19 protein-coding genes and 1 pseudogene are annotated in these 23,216 nt (G+C 44.7%); 14 read left to right on the top strand and 6 right to left on the bottom strand.

The window, feature by feature from the left end:
- The first annotated feature begins 49 nt into the window (after positions 1 to 49).
- The gene (locus tag QUA90_RS19415) at positions 50 to 241 is read left to right on the top strand and encodes a hypothetical protein (RefSeq protein WP_333080367.1); all 192 of its coding nucleotides are present in this window, start codon (positions 50 to 52) and stop codon (positions 239 to 241) included.
- 148 nt (positions 242 to 389) lie between these two features.
- Here QUA90_RS19415 and QUA90_RS19410 read toward each other — a convergent pair whose 3' ends face one another.
- Positions 390 to 1,136, bottom strand: coding sequence for a LuxR C-terminal-related transcriptional regulator (locus QUA90_RS19410; protein ID WP_333388249.1), 747 nt, complete (start codon positions 1,134 to 1,136; stop codon positions 390 to 392).
- A 271-nt stretch (positions 1,137 to 1,407) separates the two neighbouring features.
- Here QUA90_RS19410 and QUA90_RS19405 point away from each other — a divergent pair, with 271 nt between their 5' ends.
- From QUA90_RS19405 to QUA90_RS19385, 5 genes are all read left to right on the top strand, one after another.
- On the top strand, positions 1,408 to 1,722 hold the full coding sequence (locus QUA90_RS19405) for a DUF6220 domain-containing protein (RefSeq protein WP_333447195.1): 315 nt from the start codon (positions 1,408 to 1,410) through the stop codon (positions 1,720 to 1,722).
- A 9-nt stretch (positions 1,723 to 1,731) separates the two neighbouring features.
- Entirely contained in the window at positions 1,732 to 2,160 is a 429-nt protein-coding gene (locus QUA90_RS19400) for an MAPEG family protein (RefSeq protein WP_333447193.1), read from the top strand.
- 109 nt (positions 2,161 to 2,269) lie between these two features.
- Positions 2,270 to 2,422 (top strand): hypothetical protein, encoded by a 153-nt coding sequence (locus tag QUA90_RS19395; RefSeq protein ID WP_333447191.1) that lies wholly within the window; start codon positions 2,270 to 2,272, stop codon positions 2,420 to 2,422.
- Between the two features lie 427 nt (positions 2,423 to 2,849).
- Positions 2,850 to 4,844, top strand: a complete 1,995-nt coding sequence (locus tag QUA90_RS19390; protein WP_333447189.1) for a bifunctional serine/threonine-protein kinase/formylglycine-generating enzyme family protein — start codon at positions 2,850 to 2,852, stop codon at positions 4,842 to 4,844.
- A gap of 64 nt (positions 4,845 to 4,908) precedes the next feature.
- Positions 4,909 to 5,259, top strand: a complete 351-nt coding sequence (locus QUA90_RS19385; RefSeq protein ID WP_172186522.1) for a hypothetical protein — start codon at positions 4,909 to 4,911, stop codon at positions 5,257 to 5,259.
- Here QUA90_RS19385 and QUA90_RS19380 read toward each other — a convergent pair.
- From QUA90_RS19380 to QUA90_RS19370, 3 genes are all read right to left on the bottom strand, one after another.
- Positions 5,240 to 6,250 (bottom strand): hypothetical protein, encoded by a 1,011-nt coding sequence (locus QUA90_RS19380; RefSeq protein ID WP_333159006.1) that lies wholly within the window; start codon positions 6,248 to 6,250, stop codon positions 5,240 to 5,242. The genes QUA90_RS19385 and QUA90_RS19380 overlap by 20 nt on opposite strands.
- 56 nt (positions 6,251 to 6,306) lie before the next feature.
- Complete coding sequence (locus tag QUA90_RS19375) at positions 6,307 to 6,876, bottom strand: hypothetical protein (RefSeq protein ID WP_333447186.1); 570 nt, start codon at positions 6,874 to 6,876, stop codon at positions 6,307 to 6,309.
- A 285-nt stretch (positions 6,877 to 7,161) separates the two neighbouring features.
- Positions 7,162 to 8,934 (bottom strand): EamA family transporter, encoded by a 1,773-nt coding sequence (locus QUA90_RS19370; RefSeq protein ID WP_333447184.1) that lies wholly within the window; start codon positions 8,932 to 8,934, stop codon positions 7,162 to 7,164.
- A 512-nt stretch (positions 8,935 to 9,446) separates the two neighbouring features.
- Between QUA90_RS19370 and QUA90_RS19365 the strand changes: the two genes are divergently transcribed.
- From QUA90_RS19365 to QUA90_RS19345, 5 genes are all read left to right on the top strand, one after another.
- Complete coding sequence (locus QUA90_RS19365; protein WP_333447181.1) at positions 9,447 to 12,782, top strand: amino acid adenylation domain-containing protein; 3,336 nt, start codon at positions 9,447 to 9,449, stop codon at positions 12,780 to 12,782.
- Positions 12,783 to 13,019: 237 nt separating this feature from the next.
- Complete coding sequence (locus QUA90_RS19360; protein WP_333447179.1) at positions 13,020 to 14,117, top strand: HAMP domain-containing sensor histidine kinase; 1,098 nt, start codon at positions 13,020 to 13,022, stop codon at positions 14,115 to 14,117.
- Between the two features lie 178 nt (positions 14,118 to 14,295).
- Positions 14,296 to 14,709, top strand: a complete 414-nt coding sequence (locus QUA90_RS19355; RefSeq protein ID WP_333324223.1) for a winged helix-turn-helix domain-containing protein — start codon at positions 14,296 to 14,298, stop codon at positions 14,707 to 14,709.
- Positions 14,710 to 14,829: 120 nt separating this feature from the next.
- On the top strand, positions 14,830 to 15,306 hold the full coding sequence (locus QUA90_RS19350) for a transposase (RefSeq protein ID WP_333324221.1): 477 nt from the start codon (positions 14,830 to 14,832) through the stop codon (positions 15,304 to 15,306).
- Positions 15,307 to 15,479: 173 nt separating this feature from the next.
- Positions 15,480 to 15,746: an ISAs1 family transposase gene (locus tag QUA90_RS19345; RefSeq protein WP_445242825.1), complete on the top strand. Its 267-nt coding sequence runs from the start codon at positions 15,480 to 15,482 to the stop codon at positions 15,744 to 15,746.
- 270 nt (positions 15,747 to 16,016) lie between these two features.
- On the opposite strand, the gene QUA90_RS19340 is transcribed toward QUA90_RS19345, so the two are convergent.
- Complete coding sequence (locus QUA90_RS19340) at positions 16,017 to 16,487, bottom strand: helix-turn-helix domain-containing protein (RefSeq protein WP_333324219.1); 471 nt, start codon at positions 16,485 to 16,487, stop codon at positions 16,017 to 16,019.
- Between the two features lie 446 nt (positions 16,488 to 16,933).
- Here QUA90_RS19340 and QUA90_RS19335 point away from each other — a divergent pair, with 446 nt between their 5' ends.
- The 3 genes from QUA90_RS19335 to QUA90_RS19325 all read left to right on the top strand — a co-directional run bounded on the left by QUA90_RS19335 (position 16,934) and on the right by QUA90_RS19325 (position 21,223).
- Positions 16,934 to 17,329: a hypothetical protein gene (locus tag QUA90_RS19335; protein ID WP_333324217.1), complete on the top strand. Its 396-nt coding sequence runs from the start codon at positions 16,934 to 16,936 to the stop codon at positions 17,327 to 17,329.
- 152 nt (positions 17,330 to 17,481) lie between these two features.
- Positions 17,482 to 19,719: a peptidase domain-containing ABC transporter gene (locus tag QUA90_RS19330; protein ID WP_333324215.1), complete on the top strand. Its 2,238-nt coding sequence runs from the start codon at positions 17,482 to 17,484 to the stop codon at positions 19,717 to 19,719.
- The gene (locus tag QUA90_RS19325) at positions 19,712 to 21,223 is read left to right on the top strand and encodes an HlyD family efflux transporter periplasmic adaptor subunit (protein ID WP_333324213.1); all 1,512 of its coding nucleotides are present in this window, start codon (positions 19,712 to 19,714) and stop codon (positions 21,221 to 21,223) included. Before QUA90_RS19330 ends, QUA90_RS19325 begins: the two co-directional genes overlap by 8 nt.
- 388 nt (positions 21,224 to 21,611) lie before the next feature.
- On the opposite strand, the pseudogene QUA90_RS19320 reads toward QUA90_RS19325, so the two are convergent.
- Positions 21,612 to 22,684: pseudogene (locus QUA90_RS19320) on the bottom strand (IS630 family transposase).
- Positions 22,685 to 23,216 lie beyond the last annotated feature (532 nt).

Raw genomic sequence — 23,216 nt, 5'->3', positions numbered from 1 at the left:
AGCCCGCGAGAGCATCAGAACGATCAGCACCGATGTGAGCACAGGTGTCATGAAAGCCGAAAATCCCGCAACAGCATTTCAGCGTGCTTTGCCGATCGATGTTTTTGCCTCAGCCGACGGCAATCTATTAACTGTCGAGATGATCTTTACCATTCCCAGCGGCGTGGGCGCAAGTAGGGATACCGTGAAGCGATACTTGTGCGGTGCGCTAAATCAATTGTTGCCCAAAACTACAAATTAATATGTAATCATTCATTTGATGAATATTGGTTTCCCACACTCGATCGCAATACCCCATACTTCAAAATTACTGCGGTCGATCGCTCTTTAATTCAATGCGTTAGCGAAGCCCTCGAAGAGGATCGCTCTCTGAGTTTCTAGCATTAAGTTTATTGGTGGGTGTTCTGCATCAAGTTGGATGGAGAGATTTTTACACTTGGCAAATTATATTTGGTCGCCGAAAGCTGTGCAACCATTTGTGCACGAGACGAAACCTCAAGCTTACGGAACATTCGCTTCAAAGCTTGCTTCACTGAATTTTCAGTAATCCAAAGTTCCCTCCCGATTTCTGCGTTGGTTCGCCCCAAAGCAACCAATTCGGCAATTTGCAATTCACGAGGCGTTAGGCGTGAGCTCTTGAAAGGTTGGTGTTGCGATTCCCTACTGGATAGCTTCGCCGCGCGCACTGTTGCAGCCCAAACAGACAAATGCAAACAGATCGCACTCAAATCCGCTAGATTTTGTGTATCAAAGGCGGGCATTGACTGTTCGCGCGTATAACCCACTACACCCACTAATTGACCACCGCTGACGATCGGCCCCGCCATCACGTGCCAATGATCGGGGCGGGGACAAATTATTGTCCAAACCTTGGGTGATGATGTCACTAATGCTTCATGGACAGCAGCATGGCGCTCCACTAAATAACGTGCAACAGGATTATGTTCGATCGATAGCGCAACTTTCAATGTTTTCTGAAAATTGCTATCTGCTAAAGGAAGTCGATCGAAGAAAAAGATTCCAGATCGTTTAGCTGCAAAATACTCACCGATTTTGGGCACGATTTGCGATCGCAAATCTTGTTCGTCCTTTACCTGGTCGATCGCTTCAAATAAAAGCTGCAAGGGACTTGTCATGCTCATGGTGTCAACCGATTTTAGATTTTAGAATTGACCCCACGGATGAATCTGGGGGCTTGTAACCAAATTGCTTGATTTTCAACAAGAGTACCCGATCGAGGTCTAGAAGCATTGCAATACTCGAATTATATTACCGTTATAGTCTCAAAAGCAAATTGACATGACAACAGATTTGGAAATCGATCGCACTCCTACACCTTGGATGCCGATCGGCTTTTAAGCGACTTCAATAGTCTTTAATGTCTGCTTAATTGCTCAGTTATTGACGGTGGGAGTTGCCTACTTCAATAATCCTGCATGGTGGAATATTCATGTTTGGCTAGTGCGAGGGTATGGTGGATTGTCATTAGTATTACTGGGATGGTCGTTTATCGCTCCATTCTCACGCAGAATACGACATCTCGCCGCAAGTTTGCCAGTGCTACTTGGACTACAATTTGGCAGCATTCATCTCAAAAGTCCTCTTCACCTAGAGATACTCCATCCTCTAATTGGATTTACGTTACTCTATGTTTCTTCAAGCCTTGTACATCGCATATCGTCAACTTTATCATCTAGCAACTATCAACATAATCAAATTTGAGAGGTATAAATGACGCAAGATGCAATCTTCACTCCCTTCTTTGCCACAGTGTTTCTAACACTCATAGTTTGGGTGTATATGTACATCCGCCGTATCAGTTTTATCACCAGTAGAAAGCTCAGTCAAAAGGATTTTGCTGTACCGACCGCACTGGCACAAATCTCGCCACCAAGCGTATCCAATCCATCGGATAACCTAAAAAACCTGTTCGAGATGCCGGTACTTTTCTATGCGCTTGTCCTATACCTCTTCATCACAAAGCAGGTGGATACAGTGTATGTAAACGCCGCGTGGGTCTTCGTTGTGTTTCGCACATTGCATAGTGCTGTCCATTGCACATTCAATCTCATCATACTTCGGTTCTATCTTTACCTATTTGCCACGCTCGCGGTGTGGTTCATCGCTATCCGCGCAGCCATTATCCACTTTGGCACGTAGGTACGCTATTACTGTAGAGCGATCGCCCTTCAATTCGGTGCGTTAGCGAAGCCCGCCCCTACGGGGGCTACGCCAACGAAGAGGATCGCTCTATGAGTTTCTAGTCTTATTGTTATACAGAGAGTACGATCGCTTTTTGGTTTGGGCGATCGCCGATTTGTACCATACTGGCATCTGTGAACAGATTATTGATTCCCCCAATTATGATAAGTTTACATATATCAGCCGATCGCAGTTTACTCCCAATTTAACCGCGTATTAAACGGAATGTGGCAGGTGTCTGGATCTCACGGAAATATCCATGCCAAAAGTGCGATCGGGCTTTAGGTTTAAATATCTCGATGCCGGATTCCTAACATTTAATAGATAATTCTAGGGTTTGTGGTTTAGTGCGGGAGGCGACCGATGTCATCTGCTTAACCAGATGTTTAAGAAATCGAGGGATTGATATCAGTTGATTGGCGAATGTGGCGAGGAAGACCAACGTTAAAGAATAGTGAGCGAGTCAGCAAGTTATAATTCCCAACTCAGAATATCTTCGGAACGCACAAATGAGGGGTAATACCCACCGATTAACGATTAACGATTACCGATTACCGATTATCAATTACCAATTACCAGCCGAATATTAATTAACAAATCAACCCGACATGATATCATAACCTTAACCAGATCATTTCTTCCCAGATATGTTCTACTGTTCTAATCCAAGTTGCTCCAATCCTTTCAATCCCGACAATTCTAAATTCTGTCAAAGTTGCGGATCGCAAGGCCTCAACCCTTTATTCAGAAACCGCTACCGCGTGATTCGACTGTTGGGCGAAGGGGGATTTGGCAGAACTTATGAAGCGGTAGATACGGATCGCATGGACGATCCCTGCGTAATCAAGCAGTTTGTACCCCAATTTCAAGGAACCTCAGCACTTGAAAAAGCCGCCGAATTGTTTAAGCAAGAAGCGAAACGACTTTACGAACTCGGTGAACATCCCCAAATTCCTCGATTAATTGCTTATTTTGAACAAGACAAGCGACTTTATTTAGTACAAGAGTTGATTGAGGGGCAAACTTTACTAGCAGAATTAACTCAGCAGGGCGTTTTTAGCGAAGAAAAAATTTGGCAGTTGCTGGCAGATATTTTGCCGATTTTGAAATTTGTGCACGATCGCCATGTCATTCACCGAGACATCAAACTTGAGAATATCATGCGGCGCCGCACCTCTGTTAGTTCCTCCCTGCCAAAGGCGGGAAATTTTCGGAATTCACCTTTCCGAAGGGGTGGGCGAGGAGAGTTGGTTTTGATAGATTTCGGCATTTCCAAACAAGTGACGGGATCCCTGATGAGCAAAGTAGGCACGACGGTAGGAACGCCCGGATATTCGCCTGTAGAACAAATGCGCGGTCAAGTTTTCCCCGGAAGCGATTTGTACAGTTTGGGAATAACTTGCCTGAGACTGCTAACTCAATGTTTGCCAAAAGTTGACGGTGCCGATGACCTTTATGACCCGATCAACGGCGGCTGGATGTGGAGAGAACGGTTGCCTCCCGGCACAAAAATCAGCAGCGAGTTGGCAAATATTTTAGATAAATTAATTCAAGATTATCTCAAAAATAGATATCAATCGGCTGATGAAGTAATCAAAGCTTTAAATCTCTATTCTTTACCTCCCCAACCCCATTGTGTTAATGGAGGACAACTTGCTATAAATTCTTTTCTGACAAAAGAAGCACAACTTGCTATCAATCTCCCGCTCAATCAAAGCGGGCAAATCAATAGCAATATCTCTGTCACTCCCAGGGAAAAATTCAACACAAATCCGCCTCCGAACAAGGCATTGCAGAGAATTGTCGCTGTCAAAAGCACTTTTGACTTTCAGTTTGTGACAGTAGACAAGCGCGGGAAGCAAACTAATGTTAACAGCGGCAAAGCGCGTTTTTTTGAAGAACATCTTGGTAGCAGTACACTGCTGGAAATGGTATCTGTTCCGGGCGGTACTTTCCTCATGGGTTCTCCAAAAGATCGGGGTGACAGCGACGAAAAACCGCAGCACCCAGTAACTTTAGGCTCTTTCTATATTAGCAAATTTCCAGTCACTCAGGCCCAGTGGACAGCAGTGGCGGCGCTGCCGGAAATTAAAATATTTCTCAATCCCAATGCGGCCCGTTTTAAAGGTGCAAATCGACCTGTAGAAAATGTATCTTGGTACGAGGCGGTGGAGTTTTGCGATCGACTTTCTCGCAAAACTGGTAAGAATTATCGCTTACCTAGCGAAGCCCAATGGGAATATGCTTGCCGGGGGAAAACTACGGGGCCGTTTCACTTTGGGGAAACGATTACCAGCGACTTAGCCAATTACAACGGAAATTCTCATTACGCTGACGCGCCGAAGGGAGTTTATCGCTTTCAAACGACAGATGTGGGCAGTTTTAAACCTAATGCTTTCGGATTGTACGATTTCCACGGAAATGTTTGGGAATGGTGCGCGGATTCTTGGCACAATAATTATAACGGTGCGCCTGTTGATGGTAGCGTTTGGGAGTCTGACGGGGACTCTTCGCTGAGGTTGTTGCGCGGCGGTTCTTGGAACGATCATCCTCCGAATTGTCGCAGCGCGTGTCGCCTCAGATATCAGCCGGATTGTAAGGCTAGTATTGTGGGTTTTCGAGTAGCTGTTTGTTTTGAGTGATCAGAGTCCAAGGGCAATTATTTATCGCGTTCAAAAATCGCCCACCTTTGTAACTCTAGAAGAAATGACCCAAAATTTAGCACTATTAATTTCGCTAGCAATTGAAGTTCCAACTGTTCTGCTGTTAGCACAGCTTATGGAACCAAGACCTGACAAAAAGCTGCTCTTGCTGCTAATCTGCGCTGGCATTGCTACTCTTGTAACTCATCCCCTAGCTTGGATCGGCTCCCAAATGCTGATTCCCTATTTGAGATTTCCAGAACGAGCAGGATCGATCGAAATCATTGTGACGATCGCGGAAGGGGCTTTCTACGCGCTAGTAGGTAAAATAGGCTGGCGGCAAGGACTTTTTCTGTCAGCAATTGCTAATGCCACCTCTTTCTTCGGCGGCTTGGCTATCTACCAACTGCTTTAACTTCGATGAACCCTGTTTCCGCAGGACAAACTATAGCCAGCAACAAAATGGGAATTTCTAACCAAGCATGAATAGCAGCTACCAACGAGTAAACGCTGCGAGTACCTGTAAAAGATTGAGTAAAAGCCACAAATAAAAGTGTTCCCAAGATAGCAACTGTCCCGCGAAACAGCCAGCCCCTTTGCCAAGGAAAGAAAGTACGAGCTTTTGCCCAACTCGCAGCATCATCCCAGTGAGGCAGTACGCCGAGAACAACCGCATAGTGCATACACTGAAGGAACACGGCGGCAGAGAAAGCTCGGTCGCCCATAGCTTCCCCGTGCAGCTCTGGAGGTACAAATACGCCCAAGTGAGAGGAAAGTGACCCTGCTTTCAGCAGCGAAACTGAGGGAGATAGCAGATGAAGTTGAGCTAAGGCGGCGTGTGGCAAGCCGGAAAGAATTAGCAGCGGTATGGTAACAAAAACTAGCAAACAGCAGCATAAAGCGCGCTGTCGCCGTTCGCCTCGTAGTCTTTCGGCGATGAAACCAACTGGTGTTAGGTTGTGCAAGATACTAAAAACCAACAGCAACATAGCAGGCGCGATCGCAATGCCTGCCGTCACTCCCGCCACCACTGCTATGCCAAAAGCACCCCACAGCCAACTACGCAAGGCGAGTTTAGGAACGACTAATCCTGCTAGGCACGCAACGCAAGTTAATTCTAAAGGTGCGATCTGCAAGCTAGAAATCAAGCCCAGCATAAAGCAGGTGCGGAAGCTAACAATTAGCAGCAGGAGCCAAATCATCCCCAAACGTAAGTTGTTTCCCAGGCGAGAATTAAAACGACCATCAACATAGCGCAATTCGGTGATGACGTGAGCTAGTCCAAACATTGCCAGGGCGATCGTGTAAGTTGCTAGTGGCAAAGCAACTGATATCAGAGCGCAGGCTAGCACAAGCACAATTGCTGCTATTAGCACCAACTTATGTCTTGGCGGTAAGGTTTCCATCGTCTCCATGAGGTGCAAGGATTGCTATAGCAAGAACGGATAGCATTAGAGCGAAACTATTTAGGCAGCTTGCGCAATCTAAAAATTACTATAGCTGTTACGACGGGGATGGAAAGCACTAAAAGCCCCAAAATAAACATTTGAGAATTACTGCTTTTCTTCCTTAATTCTAGATTGTTGTTACTGATAGAAACAATTTCCAATACATCAGTAATGTCCCCAACGAAGATGGCGGCGACATATCGCGAGTGCTCAATTTGTAGTTTTGATGGAATTAAACGTCGATCTTTTTCATCAAATTTTTTAAGTTGTTCGGCGAGAATTTCTCCAGGTTTAACCGCTGATTTTGGCAGGGCGTAAACTTGGCTATACATCCGATATCCGTGGTCACCAAAACACAGATTTGGCTTGAGGATTCTATGACTACCTGGGAGTGTCGAGTTAACAGAGCGGACGACAGCTATAAATAAATACTGAGGATATTGATTTAAGTTATCAATTTTAAAACAGGCATAAACTTTAGTAAATCCTGGTGTCAGCACATCTGCACGCGCAGGCAAAGATAGTCCTAAAGATAAGACTAATGACAACAGTAAAAATGTCGATTTTATGGTTAATTTTTGCATGGGTTTTAGCTAGACTGAATAGATTAGGACTAAGGCAAAAAAACCGGTTTCTATGAAAAATCGTGGATACACCCTGTGTTGAATTGAGGAAGGAAACCCAACCTACAGTATCAACTAATACCAATTATGTATGAAGCTGCATAGAATGGGAAGCCTGAAATCTTTTCTGGTCAAGGATCTATTCTATGCAGCTTCACAGAAAATTGGTATTAGTTTTTCTTCTGTAGGTTGGGTTGGCAGCTCATGTACCTGAGAAAGGCTATACCGTTAAAGAAAAATATTACCTCAACCAGCTTTCTTTTGAGGAGCGACTATGCGTTCCACACTCATAGCAGCCACGCTCAATGTCACCACAGCCATGCCTAGAATTGCCACAGGCTGCAACTTCTCATTGATAATTAGAAAACCGAAGAGTGCGGTCATCGCCGGCCCCAAAGTGCCAATTACTGACGCTAAGGCTGCCCCCGCGAACCGGATGGCAAAATTATTCAAAAGATAGCTAAACAGCGTCAGCACCCCTAGAACAACGCCTCCCACAATCAAACCAGGCCAAACATTTTGGTCGATTTTAGGAGAAAAATTTTCCGACAGTGGCACCCACAAACTCAGGGAGGAAAATACAAAAATTGCGGCGAAATTAACTAAACTAAAAGGAATTGGGTGCAACTTGCCCGCGGCCATTTGCGTCAGCAATACGTAACCTGCAAAGGTAATCCCAGAACCCAGTGCAGCAGCGACTCCCACTCCAACATTGCCGCCGCCCGGAGCTGGGGCTGCAAAACTCGGCCACCCAGCTAAAATCAGACCTGCGGTAATCCCGACGATCGCGAAAAAGCCGACTTTGCTAGGGCGAGAGCCAAACAAGATCCAAGAACCTAGTACGGTGACGATCGGGTAAATAAAGAAAATCGTAATCGCAATCCCCGCTGGAATATTGCCGATCGCCAAATAAATCAAAACCTGAGACAAAAACAGAAAAAATGCGCTTCCTAAAACCTTGCTCCACAAAGCTCGATCGCCAGACTCGAACAACCGCCTAATATCTTTCCATACAGAAGGATACAGAAATGTCGCCAATATCGGCATCAAAGCCATCACCACGATCAGCCGCATCAACAAAATCAACAAAGAATTTCCAAAACCCGGAGTCACCACCCCCGGAAATTCAAACAAGCCAAAAACCACCCGAGGATTTTTGCCTTTAATCAGAATTCTCAAACAAACATTAAATAGCGACAATACCACTGCCGAAGACAAAGCCAGCACCAAACCTGTCTGTACAGAAGGTGCTTTAACAGTTGCAGCAGGCACTGAAGAAGGCTGTGGCACGGGTTCTCGCGGCGTTTCCACAGGTGTTGCCTGCAGAAGTTGCGGGCGGACAGAATTAAGAGAATTAGTTGATTCCTCGACATAGGAATCTTGAGCATCGAAAGGATTCTCAAGATATGCTTCTTCTTCTTCGAGTTCTTCCCTGATGCGGTTTACGAGATTTTGTAACAGCTCTTCCCCTTGCAGTTCCAGGGTTTTCATGTTGTTGAGCCGCACAGAAAGCTCGCTTTCGTAACTGGTTAAATCTTGTTCCAGCATCTGGAAACTGCGATCGATCCTTTCATCCAGTGCCGCCAGCAACTGCGAGGCCCGTTCGTCGTAGTTGCTCGGCGGCAGGGGGATCGGGAACTCGCCGCTGGGAATAGGGCTGCTAAGAGAATTTCCCGAATTAGCACTGAGTTCGTTGAACCGCTGCACCAACAAATCCTGCAAATTGTGAGCCAAAACTTGAGCCAACTGCTTCAGCCACAATTGCTGCTGCTGAATGTATCGCCCAGACAGAGATTCCATTTGCTGAGACTGCAATTTGCGATATTGCTCCCGCAGGTCTTCAATATCTTCAATCAGGTGATTTTTTTCAGTTTGCAGCCGAGTAATGTCTTGATTTAACTGGCCTTTGACATTTTCATGCAAAGCGTCTAGTTCTTGCATTACTGAGTGAAGGACTTCTTCTGCTGATTGTGCATCCTCTGGCTCGCCCTTTGACGAGTATACGTTCCGCTGCGCCATTAGCCTATAACCTCTAATTTAAACTGCACGTTCTGTGTTCTTAAGTATTGTGACAAATCAGGTCGCAACTTCTAGTGAGTGGCTCTAAAAGATTGCGAACACTGTTTAATCAATAGTAGTCGCTAAGCTAGAAATGTGAGAAAATTGCGAGCGCCCCAAGAACACTTTGTGCAATTAGAAATCATACTACACTTGACCTCTCCACGGATTGCTCCCGGTAATTCTCCCATCTAACTCACCCGATTGCACCCGAATCACCAGCCTAATGACCCCTTCTGCGACTAAATTTGATTGGGGGGTGAGACTCCTAGCCCCTCAACGGATAACTCGATCCTGCAGGCAGAAACCCCCTTTCTTTTGCCCGCGTCTCTCCCGCACTCGCGCACCCAGATTTATGATTTTAAAAGTTCCGATCTTTTGCTCGCGAAAGTTTTAAGAGGCGATCGCACCCTGAAAAAGCCACCCCGCGCCATCAAAAAATTAACACATCCCATCCCCCAAGAGCAACAGATATGGCATCCGAAATTTATGACAATTCCTTTACAAGCGATCGACAAAAACTGAATATTTCCTCAGAAGCCGAAGTCTTTGTCTTCCCCGCCTCATTTGCCCAGCAGCGCTTGTGGTTTCTCGACCAATTCGCACCGGAAAACCCTTTCTATAATGTAGTAACCGCACTGCGCCTAACTGGTTCTCTCAACTTAACAGCATTAGAGCAAACCTTCAACGAAATAGTGCAGCGACACGAAACTTTGCGAACCACTTTTGCCGCGGTATCAGGCCAACCCGTGCAGATAATCTCTCCCGCTTTCAAGACTAATTTAAAAGTATTAGACTTGCAAGATTTGCCCCCAGAACAACGGCAAACAGAAGCAAAGAAACTCTCCGCAGCAGAATCTCTTCGCCCTTTCAATTTATCCACCGGGCCGCTGATGCGAATCACCATCCTGCGGCTGACAGAAACCGAGCATATTCTATTGGTAAATATGCACCACATCGCCTCCGATGATTGGTCGATCGGGGTGCTAATTCGAGAAATAGAAGCTATCTATACAGCTTTGATAAATCAACAGCCATCTCCCCTACCAGAATTATCACTTCAATATGCCGACTTTGCCGAGTGGCAGCGCGAATGGCTGCAAGGTGAAGTATTAGAAAATCAGCTAGCTTATTGGCGGCAGCAATTGCACGGGATTTCTGTGTTAAATTTGCCCACAGATCGCCCTGCACCAGCTAGGCAAAATTATCGGGGAAAAACTCAATATTTAGAACTGCCGAAAAAGCTGAAGGACGCACTTGTAGCGCTCTCGCAGCGAGAAGGAGCGACTTTATTTATGACAGTCCTCGCAGCCTTTCAAACTTTGCTTTACCGCTACTCGCAACAAGAAGATATTGTTGTCGGTTCGCCGATCGCCAATCGCAACCGCAGTGAAATTGAAGCATTAATCGGTTTTTTTGTCAATACTTTAGTGCTGCGAACAGACTGCTCGGGAAACCCGACATTTCGAGATTTTTTGGGTCGGGTGCGGGAAGTAACCTTGGGAGCTTATGCTCACCAAGATGTACCTTTTGAGAAGCTCGTCGAGGAATTGCACCCAGAGCGATCGTTGAATCGCCACCCGCTGTTTCAGGTGGTATTTGGTCTGCAAAATGGGCCGGTGGAGGAGCTAGAATTGCCAGAATTAAAGTTGAGTTCTTTTCATTTGGAAACTCAAACAACCCGCTTTGATTTAGAGCTGCATTTGTGGGAAGCTTCGGATAATTTTAGGAGCAGATACGGCGAACTGTGGAAAGATTCGGAAGGCCTCCGAGGCTTAGCTGTGTACAATACAGATTTATTTGATGAAGTTACGATCGCCCGAATGCTGAGGCATTTTAAAACGCTGCTGGAAAGCATTGTGGCTAATCCACAACAAAGAATCGCTAACTTACCTTTATTGAGCGAGGATGAAGTGAATCAATTATTCAGAGAATGGAACGATACTCGGACAGATTATCCTCAAAATAAGTGCATTCATCAGTTATTTGAGGAGCGAGCCCTGCAGCATCTGGAGGATGTCGCCCTAACTTTCGACAGCCAGCACCTCACTTACAGACAACTCAACAGTCGGAGCAACCAACTGGCGCGCTACCTACAAAAACTGGGCGTGGGGGCGGAGGTTTTAGTGGGGCTTTGTGCAGAGCGATCGATCGACCTAATTGTCGGGATGTTGGCTATACTGAAAGCGGGAGGAGTCTATCTACCGTTAGATCCGAGCTATCCGCGCGATCGGCTAAACTTGATGCTGGAAGATGCTCAAGTTAAAGTCTTGCTAATTCAGGATAAATTGATTGAGAATTTCCGAGACTTCTCAAACTCGGTGATTTACTTCGATCGCGATTGGGAACACATAGCCAAAGAAAGCGCCGAAAATCCCGCCAACACCGTAACAGCAGACAACCTAGCTTACGTTATTTACACATCTGGCTCAACCGGAAAACCCAAGGGAGTTGCTGTCACCCACAAAGCAGTAAATCGGCTGGTACTCGACACCAACTACATAAAAATAGAACCTACCGATAAAATTGCCCAAGCATCAAACGCTTCATTCGATGCAGCCACATTCGAGATTTGGGGAGCCTTGCTTAACGGCGCTCAACTCGTGGGAATTAGCACAAATATTACCCTTTCGCCTCACGATTTAGCCTTAGAACTGCGCCAACAAGGAATCACAGTTTTGTTTTTAACAACTGCCTTATTTCAACAAATTGCTAGAGTTTTACCGCAAGCTTTTAATTCGCTGCGCTGCTTGCTGTTTGGCGGAGAAGCCGTCGATATCAGATGGGTTAAAAAAGTTCTCCAACAAAATTCAACCACTAAATTAATTCACGTTTACGGGCCTACAGAAAATACCACATTTTCGGCTTATTATTGCGTGCAAGACGTAACCGAAACCGCAACCTCTATCCCCATCGGCCGCCCGATCGCCAACACGCAAATTTATCTCCTCGATGCGGATTTGCAGCCGGTGGCGATCGGTGTTATGGGTCAATTGTACGTCGGCGGTGACGGATTGGCGAAAGGCTACCTTAACCAGCCTGATTTAACTGCTGCTGCATTCATTCCCAATCCTTTTAGCAATAAATCTGGTTCTAGCCTTTATAAAACAGGTGATTTAGGTCGCTATCGGGTTGACGGCAACATCGAGTTTTTAGGCCGCGTTGACGACCAAGTAAAAATTCGCGGCTACCGCATCGAGTTGGGAGAAATTGAAGCGGCTTTGTGCCAGCATCCACAAGTGGGTGAAGCAGTAGTAATTGTGAGAGAAGACATCCCCGACGATAAACATTTGGTAGCTTATGTTATTCCTGACGGCATTAATGAAAAATCCGAAACTCAAAATCTAAAGTCAAGTGACTTGCGCCAATTTTTGAAAGAAAAGTTACCAGGATATATGGTTCCTGCAAGTTATGCAGTGTTGGAGAATATGCCGCTGACGCCTAATGGCAAAGTAGACCGCCGCGCCTTGCCTGATATAGATACAGACAGCGAGGATATAACAGAAAATTATGTAGCGCCTCGGACTGATATCGAAGAAATGCTGGGGAAAATTTGGGCTAAGGTTTTGGGAAAACAGCAGGTTAGTATATACGATAATTTCTTTGAACTAGGCGGGCATTCCCTGCTAGCAACTCAGTTAATTTCTCGCATTCGAGACGCTTTGCAAGTCGAGTTATCTGTCAGCAATTTGTTTGAGGCTCCGACTGTGGCGAGTCTGGCAAAATACATTGAAACAATGCGCTGGGCCGCGACTGGTTTGGATACTCCCAGAACAGAGGAAAATGAGCGAGAAGATGTGGAATTCTAAGCCCTTACATAATTGGATGATTTTGATTGTTTTGTGGAATTGGCATTTGCCTGTCGGTAGAAATTACCGCAATGGGAACTCATATTCAAGCCTGTTTCACGAGGAGATTTAGACCTGTTACTTGGTAACATCCTAAAGGCTGATGCTGCCTATATACTTGCAAAATTGCTCGCGGGGCATTATAAATAAGGGAGAAAATGTTCTCCCAACAGCGACTCATCCCGAAAATCAGAAACGATGTCCAACCAAGCGTCTGACCGTCTTAAACAAAATTCTGAAAAAATTATGCGGGTGTGGGAGAAGCGGGCGCGTGATGAAGTCGGTGCATCAACGCATCAAACTTCTCTTGTCTTGCAAGATTCCCTACCTCTGTACTTAAACCAACTCGTGGATGAACTCTCAAACAGAATTGTCAGGACATCTGCCCGAATCACAGCCGACGAGGTAGAAAGTACGCGGATTGGCAAGCTGCATGGGCATGAACGGGCGGGGTATGCTGACTACTCGATGACTCACGTAATTTTCGAGTATCACCTCCTCCGTCAAGTAATATTTCAAGTTTTAGAAGAAGAAGCACCTTTAGGAGTGCAGGATAGAGACATTATTATCGGCTCCATTGAGCAAGCCGTTAATGACGCGGCTACTCAATTCTCCGAAACGCTGCGAGATATTCAAGAACTATTTATGGTGACGTTAACTCACGACCTCAGAAATCCCATCAATGTCGTAAAAATGGGAACTCAACTAACTCTGCGGCGGCTGGAACGAGGAGATACCCACACGGATGTGGCCGCAAGGATGCTCAATGCGATCAATCGGCTGGATTCGATGATTCAAAATCTGCTTGATGCGAGTCGGCTGCGGGCAGGGCAGAGCTTAAAGATGGAACTTGAAGAATGCAATTTTGAGAGGCTCGTCCAAGAGGTGGTAGAAGATTTGAGCTTTGCGTATGGAGAGCGGTTTGTTATAGTCTCTGAGTCTGAGATCAGGGCTTATTGCAGCCGTAAAGAAATACGGCGGGTGATTGAAAATTTAGCAATTAACGCTGTGAAATATGGTGCGCCTAGTACGCCGATTACACTCACGATCCAGCAAACTGAAACGCAGATCAGCCTTACTATTCATAATGAAGGCAATCCGATCGCCCTAGACGCTCAATCCATCCTATTTCAACAATTTCGTCGAACCATTTCTGCCGAGGAGCAAACCGGCTGGGGATTAGGATTATTTTTAGCAAAAAATATTACTGAGGCGCATCAAGGGACACTTGCGGTTGAAAGTGCAGAGGGCAAGGGGACAAGCTTTATTATCAACTTACCTAAAGTTATTCTTTAGTTCGGGACATTAAGACTAAGAATAAAAATAAGGTATAAAATAATGAATCCACAGTCCACATTTTGAGCTGACCCAGAGAGGAAGCGCTTCAGCAAACGCGATCGCTCTATAGCAATCCTAAATCATTATCAAGACTATGATACAATTATATGCAATACTTGATTGTGACAATAAAACCATGAATAACTTACAACTGCCACAAAAAGATAGGGAAAAAGAAATAGATTGTTTAGAATCTTTCATTAAAAGTGATATCGATGCCAGAGAACTAAAACGAGCAATAGCTGTAAGGATGGCAATTTCAGGTAATATCTACCATAAAATTAGCAAAATTTTGGGTGTAAGTAAGTTTTTTATTGGTTATTGGAAAAAGCAATTTAAAACTAAAGGCATCGCCGGACTCAAACTAGGACATAAAGGGTCAAAAGGGTATTTAACGTCTCTACAAAATACTGAAGTAATCGAGTGGTTAAAGAATAAAGAATATTGGAATTTAGATGAACTGGTTACTTATTTAGAACGAGAATTTGGTGTGATATATAAATCAAAACAGAGTTACTCTGAACTTTTCGATCGGGCGAAAATTAGTTGAAAAAAAACTCAAAAAACCAATCCTAAATTTGATAAAGAACTGGTAAAAAAAAAGACGGAAGAAATTAACGATATTTTATTTAAAAACAACGCTGGTATAGAGTCTGGGGAAATAATAGTATTGTTTTTAGATGAATGTCATCTACTTCATGGTGATCTAACTGGTTATGTTTGGGGTCAATCCAAAATTAGAATTGAAGTCCCAATTACCAATGAAAAAGATAGACAAACTTATTTGGGTGCACTCAATTATCAAAGCAAAGAATTCCATATTCAGAGCCATCCATCTGGTGATGGAAAATCAACAGTTAAACTCATAAAGTACTTACAAAATAAATATAAAAATCGCAAGATTATCTTGATTTGGGATGGAGCTAGTTATCATAAATATGGAGAATTTAGAGACTTTTTATTAGAACTAAATGGTGACAAAGAACCTGATAATTGGTCAATTACTTGTATTTTATTTGCTCCCAATGCTCCCCAACAGAATCCAGTTGAAGATACTTGGTTCCAAGCTAAAAACTTTTTAAGAAAGTATTGGTATTTATGTAGGTCTTTTAAGATTGTCACTTTTTTGGAGAGAGTTTTTTACTAAGGAACATAAATTTGATTTCCCCAAAATACGTCAATATACTTACACAGAGAAAATCATTTAGGATTGCTCTAGATATAGAAAATCATTTAGGGTTGCTATAGTAGAATGTTGCCGTTATCTGTGGAACAAGGCTACTCATGAACTCCAGTTTTACCTAAGTTCTTTACCCGTAGATGCTAAAGCGGAATGGTCGCGCTATTCGCCAACATTGGAGTATTGAAAATCAAGAACACTGGGTTTTAGATGTCACTTTCAATGAAGATCGATGTCGCATTCGGTCGTTGAATAGCCCTCGGAACTTGGCTGTGATCAGACGGATGTCCCTGAATGCTGTCAATCAAGAAACCACTCTCAAGCTTAGCTTGCGACAGAAAAGGAAACGGGCTGCAATAAATGATGAATACATGATGCTTCTTCTCAAATCCTTTTGTCAAGACTGATTGAGATGCTCTTACCCTGCTATTGGCGGCTTTTTGTCAAGTACAATTTATACCAAATTAGATGAGCTTACTCTGGTTTCTTTACTCATTGCGTTTGCCAACCGCTTGCAGAGGTTTTATTAGCTTTGCTGCTCGGGTAAATTTAAAAAGATTCCTTGAACAACCTCACGCGTCAAAACAAAGAAAGAGCCACCTGGGAAGCGATGCGCGGCATCGGCATGTGGCAACTACCAGACTTTTCGACCAGGCTCAACAGCCACCTTGACAGGGCTAGCCATTAGTAGCTAATTTTGTACTCTCACCTCTTTGTCGAGTGGAAAGCCCCATCTCCTTAAGCAGGCGGTTGATGTGACAATCGCTAACTTTAATACCCAGTTCTTTTGCCAGATGCTTTCCTAGCCATTGCGCTGTCCAGCGTTGAAATGAATAGCCATACTCACGAGGACTATGGGTCACGAGTTCTTTCAAGTAAGCGAGATATTGCTCGTTAACTGTCTTGGGGCGCCCCATCGAGTGGTCGTTCCAGTGGTGAGCCTGACCTGTCTGTACTATGAGTATCCAGTACCGCGCCATCTCCGGAGAACACCCCAAGGCTCTACAGATTTGGGCTTGAGAGTGACCATTATCTGCCAGCAGCATGATTTCAATGCGACGACGGTACTCTGGACGTAAATCAGCTTCTAGGCTCTTTAGCAGAAGCTTTTCCTGAAAAGGAGTTAAGTACTGACCCTGCTTTTCCACAACTATTCCTCCTTGTAAAAGTTCAGTAGATGTGTGGAATTAGTTCTCTTATTCCTCCAGAGTCTGACGCAAAAGTCCAGGAATTGTGCAAGAAGATACAAGAGTTAACAATAGTGAAGCGAACGGTCAGAAGTGTTGCTTTTCAGGCGTTGGTGCTATGACAGGGCAGAAGCAGCACCATCTACGACCATAAACCTAGAGACATACCGTAAATGTCAGATTGCATGAGTCGGAGTAGCTCAGCGCCTCACTGGACTTTAATTTGGAAGACCCAAGTCCCTTTATTGTTGGAAATGGAAGATTTGAATAATGAGAACATAACTCCTTTAGTTATGTATAAAAAATAAGCTTCAACCCCTTGAATTATTAGATTCTATCTCACAATATTGAAGTGGCATTAGACAACCTACAACTAATTCCATTCACACTCCATAAGGAGAGGGAAGATGAAAGACAATCAAAATGAACAACTGTTTAGCGAATTAACTCCCGCAGAAGCGGCTGTCGTAGAAGGTGGAGTTCGCGTAGTAATAGATCGCATTCAAGCCGTCAGGGCTGGTGCAGACCTTATCGGCGCTGATGATACCTATATCACAGTCAATGGCATAAAGATATGGGGAGACTACAGCATGACGACAGGGCAAACTCGCTTCGTTAACCGAAGCTACACGGCTTCAGGTTCTTCGGCACAGGTTCGACTTTTCGACGCTGACCCCTGGCCAAATGATGATGACTCAATGGGACAGTTTACCGCAGTCAACACCAGCGGTGCGCTAAGGCGAGCACCAGTGAGTGGAGGTGGGTCTAGCTACGACGTATACTACCGTGGCTATGCCACCTAAAGTAAGGCTAAGAGACAGACTAAGCAACTTTTAGATGTCTTAAGACAGTATTCGGTTCTGGGTCCTTAGACATCTAAGTTAAAAGACTCCACTCGCGATCAAGTCGGGCTTTTTGCCCGACTGTCTTTTCTTACCAGTCATTCCTCCTAAAGATGAGATACCAGATTGTTCTGCAACACAGTGAAGAAGACTGCGGCGCTGCCTGCCTTGCTACTGTTGCCAAACACTACGGACGCACCTTTGCCATCAGTAGGGTTCGGGAAGCAGTCGGCACTGGGTCGCGGGGAACCTCCCTTCTGGGTTTGAGTCGGGGTTCAGAAGCCCTAGGATTCAATGCCCGCCACGTCAAAGCCTCCCCACAACTGCTTGACCAATTGCATAAAGCTCCTCTACCAGCCATCATTCACTGGAAGGGCTACCACTGGGTCGTTTTGTACGGGCAAAAGGGGAAAAAATATGTAATTGCTGACCCTGGCGTCGGCATCCGCTACCTCACCCGCGAGGAGTTAGTCAAGGGTTGGGACAATGGCGTGATGCTGCTGCTGGAGGCAGACGACAGCCGTTTTTATCAACAACCGGAGGATAAGATAGGCGGATTTGGGCGTTATTTGGTGCGCGTTTGGCCCTATCGCGCCATTCTCGTCCAAGCGATTGCAATCAACATTGCCATCGGACTGCTTTCCCTCGCTTCCCCTTTGATGATGCAACTCCTCACCGATGACGTGTTGGTGCGGGGAGATACCCAACTGTTAACCACCGTAGCAATTGGCGTCATCGCCATGAATCTATTTAGTAGTGCGATCGGTTTGGTACAATCTCACCTCATCGGTCACTTCGGTCAGCGTCTGCAATTAGGGCTGATTCTAGAATACGGGCGAAAACTCCTGCACTTGCCCTTATCTTACTTTGAAGGGCGTCGAAGTGGGGAAGTCGTCAGCCGCATTGCTGATGTTAACGCCATCAATCAGCTAGTTTCCCAAATTGTCCTGGGTTTACCCAGCCAATTTTTTATAGCATTGGTTTCCTTAGGCTTGATGCTGTTCTACAGTTGGGAACTGACTCTAGCTTCCTTAGCCGCCTTTGTCATTGTTACAGTCGTCAACCTGTTTTTTCTGCCAGCCTTGCGCCAGAAAACCCGCAACATGATTGTCTTGGGTACAGAAAACCAAGGCTTTCTCGTCGAAACCTTTCGCGGTGTCCAGGTGCTAAAAACCACCCAAGCCACCCCTCAAGCTTGGCAAGAGTATCAGACCAATTTTGGTCGTCTCGCAAGCCTGGGTTGGACTACGATGAAACTGGGGCTTTATAGCAGCACAATCACCAGTATTCTTTCCACTTTCACCAGTATTGCCGTACTCTGGTTAGGCAGCTACCTGGTGATTAATCGCACATTAAGCATCGGTCAGTTGCTGGCATATAGCGGCTTGAGTGGCAACTTTCTCGGCTTCCTGGGTTCAGTAATCGGGTTAATTGATGAGTTTATTACTGCCCAAATTGTGATCCAACGCCTAACAGAAGTCATCGATGCCACGCCGGAAGACGAAAATGACTTTAAAAAGCCAAAAGCAGAAATTAAGGGCGATGCCGATATTATCTGCACCAACCTCAACTTTCACCACGCGGGTAGAGTTGACATCCTGGAAGATTTCTCCCTCACCATCCCCGGCGCTCAAGTAACTGCCTTAATTGGTAAATCTGGCTGTGGCAAAAGTACCCTTGCCAAACTGATTGCTGCTTTATATTCTTCCCAATCTGGTAATATCCGATATGGTTTGTACAACCAGCAAGACCTTTCTTTGGAGTGTCTGCGACAACAAGTAGTGTTAGTCCCGCAAGAACCTCACTTCTGGAGTCGCTCAATTATTGACAACTTCCTCTTCAGCTATCCCCACATCAGTTTTGAACAAATTGTTAAGGCTTGCCAGATTGCGGGTGCAGATGAGTTTATTAGTAAACTGCCCGATAAATATCAAACTGTTTTAGGAGAATTTGGCGCGAATATCTCTGGTGGACAACGACAGAGATTAGCCATAGCCAGAGCCATCGTTACTGACCCGCCGGTACTGATTTTAGATGAATCTACTGGCGCTCTCGACCCCGTAAGTGAAGCCTCCGTGCTAGATAAACTGCTGTACCACCGGCAGGGCAAAATCACAATTATGATTAGCCACCGCCCTAAAGTCATCGGGCGAGCGGATTGGATTGTACTGCTGGAGGAAGGGCGCTTGAAAATCCAAGGCACTCCAGAGGAGCTGCGTCATCTTCCTGGCGAACACTTAGACTTTTTAGACGATATTGCCCCAGCAACGAATGGTTTGGTGGTGAAATCCTCTGGCTCTCACTCCAACGGCAGAGTCCCCGCAATCAGCAATTACAACCATCATGCTTAACAACTCCAACTCAGATTATCTGCCCCCAATTCAAGACAGCGATTTTCTCCCGCCGCTTGGTCGTTGGACTACCGTTGGCGGAGTGGTTATGCTTGCTTTTGTAGGAATAGCGATCGCCCTCACCTCTGTGACCAAATATAAGGTCACCGTCAAAGCCGAGGCAAACATCCGTCCTGCTGGCGAATTGCGGCTCGTTCAGGCTGCCACGGAAGGTCCAGTTATGCGTGTCTCCGTCAAAGAGAATCAAGTTGTCAAAAAAGGAGATGTGATTGCTACTATCGACGACTCTCGCCTTCAAACGAAAAAAAGCCAACTGCAAAGCAACATCCAGCAGACCCAGTTACAACTCGTTCAAATCAATGCCCAGATTAGTGCCCTCAATCTGCAGATTATAGCCGAAACTGACCGCATCACCCGCGTTGTTGCTGCTGCTAAAGCTGAACTCTCGCACCGCAGCCGGGACTATCAAGACAAACAAATTACTACTGTTACTGAAGCCCAAGAAGCCGAGGCGAACGTCCGCATCGCCCAGGAGGAATTACAAAAAGGTTTTGCGGAGTTAAAGTCAGCACAAGCTAACTTAAGCGCGACTCAAGCTGCCTTGGGGGCAGCTAGGTCAAAGCACAACCGATATCAGAGTGTGGCCAAAGAAGGAGCGCTTTCTAAAAATCAATTGGAGGAAGCACAACTAGCTGCTGACCAGCAATCGTCAGCGGTTGAGGCGCAAAAAGCGGTAATTGAGGGACAAAAAGAAACAATTGAACGGTTGCAACAAGCTGTCGTGGGAGCTTTTGCTAGACGGCGAGGCGCAATGGCTGCGCTCAATCCGAGTAATGCAGAAGTTGCGATCGCTTCTGAGCGCATTGGACAAGAAAAAGCTGCGGGTGTTGCCGCCGTCGCTACATTAGACAAAGAACGCAAAGCTCTCATCCAGCAACGGATTGGAATTGAGCAAACAGTTAAGCGCGATACCCGGGAACTCAAACAAGTGGAAATCGACCTCAGCCAGACTGCCATTACTGCCACAGCAGACGGTATCATCTCTAAGCTAAACCTGCGAAACTCCGGTCAAACTGTGCGCCCTGGAGAGGAAATGGCCCAAATTGTCCCTAGTGATGCCCCATTGGTAATCAAAGCAGCGGTGGCATCTGAGAATAAAAGCAAGTTGAAAGTCGGACAAAACGTACTTTTGCGAGTTTCTGCCTGTCCTTATCCAGATTACGGTACTCTTAAAGGTAAGGTCAAAGCGATTTCCCCAGATACGTTTTCCCCTCAAAAGAATAGTACTGATGCGCTTACCTCTACAACAGCTACTCCGCAGAAAGTGGTTGCAGGAGGTTCCTTCTATGAGGTAACAATTAAGCCAGAAAGCCTTGCTTTACATCAGGGAAAAAAACAGTGTTCCATCCAATTGGGGATGGAGGGTAGAGTCGATATTATTTCCAGAGAAGAGACTGTACTCCAATTCTTTCTTCGGAAAGCAAGGCTAATCGCAGATTTGTAAGGTTACTCACCTGACGGGTGACAACCAGGGTAAACGCATCTAATTTCTAAATTCCCATATATAGCGTTTGAGTAGAAACAAAATCGCTACAGGTGGAAAAAAAGTTCTCAATAAACAACAATAAAGCAGAGTTATTGTTGTGCTAAAATCCCTTCTTATTGACAAGATGCGTTTACCCTGGGGTGACAACCCCGTCAAAACATTGATAAAATCAAGAACATAGCTCTCATACCCCTCTGAAAAAATGGTAGTTTATTACGCCTAATTCTCATTAATTCACTAATAATATCTTGACAGAATTCTATTTCAACCACCCAACATTGACCATATAATCTAATCCAAAAACTACTAGGGCGACGTATCGAGCGCCCGAACTCATACCATTTTTTTAAAGACGTGATAGAGATAAAGAATGTAAAATCCACGACCATCCGGTAAGAAAACCAATGACACGATCGGTGAAAGATGCCAAAATTTCCTGGACTTTTATGCGGAGTTCGTCAAGATTACTAAACACCGACTTTCGCTAAAAAATCTTTCAGATATTCCCACACTCTTTCTGTCGGATTTACTTCGGGACAAGCCGGAGGCTGAAATAGTAAAATAACATTGTCTGGTAATTCAGATGAGTCCAACTTATGAGCTGGTGCGTTATCAACTTGAATGATGTGTAATTGCTCAGGATATTGTATTGACAAAAGTTGTAAATATGCTCCAAAACAAACTTTGTCTAAATGGGAAAACTCCCAAAAAAAACTTTTTCCAGTAGGGATAGATACTGCCCCATACAGCCAAAAACACTCAAATTTCCATTGATGCTTCCCGATGGGCTTTACGCCTGAAAGCGTCAGCTTGCGCCGACGAATTGTATGCAGCCCTATCCGCGTTTCATCACGCTCACCAATAAGTGACGTTTTTATATTTGTTTACTTGAGGTAAAGCTTTCTCTAGTAAAGCTTTTATCTGTTGATGCAAGTTATTTTTAAATTCATTAATTGCCGTAGATTTCTGAGAAATACTGCGAGGTCTTGGAATTTTTAATTTACTTTTTAATTCCCCTCTTACTAAAGAATATACAGCCGAGTAACTACTGGCTATTCCTTTAATCAACCAGAGCCAAAGATGAACTTCTTTATAACTCTTAAATCCTTCGGGATCTCTCAACTCTTGTTGCAAGGTCGCTGCTATTTCAACGGAGAACTTTTTTGGGCGACCAAAAACCTGCCGATTTTTTAACAAATTTTCCAGACCGCCCTCTTTATATTGAGAAAGCCAACGATGAATTGTTGCCTCACTTTTACCTAAAACTGCCGATATTTCGCGCACAGTTTCTACTTGTTTTGACTGAAATAAGTAAAGCATTTGAACTTTGTTATAAGCTAGGATTCTTTTTTGATTTTTGAGGATTTCTCGTAAATCTTCTACTGATTCGGTAATCTTTATATGCGGACGACCAGACATTGTAATTCTCTCCTTTCCTTTTTACAAAAGTCTATCACATCTTTAAAAAAATGGTATAAATATCAACGCTAGATTCAACGAGTCGGTGACTGCGAAAGTCAACGTAATTTACGACGGATTTTAGATGGAGAAGGACTGCCAATCACATTCGACGGCAATTTTTTGGTTAGAAAAAGTTTGCTTATTTCAAAGTAAAGCGATGCTTTAATTTATTTAATTCGCTTCAACCTAGTCACATAATTTAAACTCGATCCTCTTCATTATTAAGTTACCCAAAATTCGGCAAAAGTAGAAGAGGCTTGCAGCCTCTCTCTAAGATGTCAAATGGGTTCTATAGAGTTGGAGTATCTATGAGGTTGCTAGTTAGAAAATTCAAACCCATCAGCTAATTTAGTTAGGCCATCCAATAGTTACACAGCATTTCATTATTGGTATAACATAAGTGGCAGAGAGATATACAGGGGATTCCAGGTTTATGAAGTACAGTAGCAGCAGCTTGTAAACCAGTTTTTAAAGTGCTTAATATTAACCA

It is taken from the genome of Microcoleus sp. D3_18_C4 (assembly GCF_036702355.1).
Taxonomy (GTDB): Bacteria; Cyanobacteriota; Cyanobacteriia; order Cyanobacteriales; family Microcoleaceae; genus Microcoleus.
This window is presented reverse-complemented; position numbering and strand designations above follow the sequence as displayed.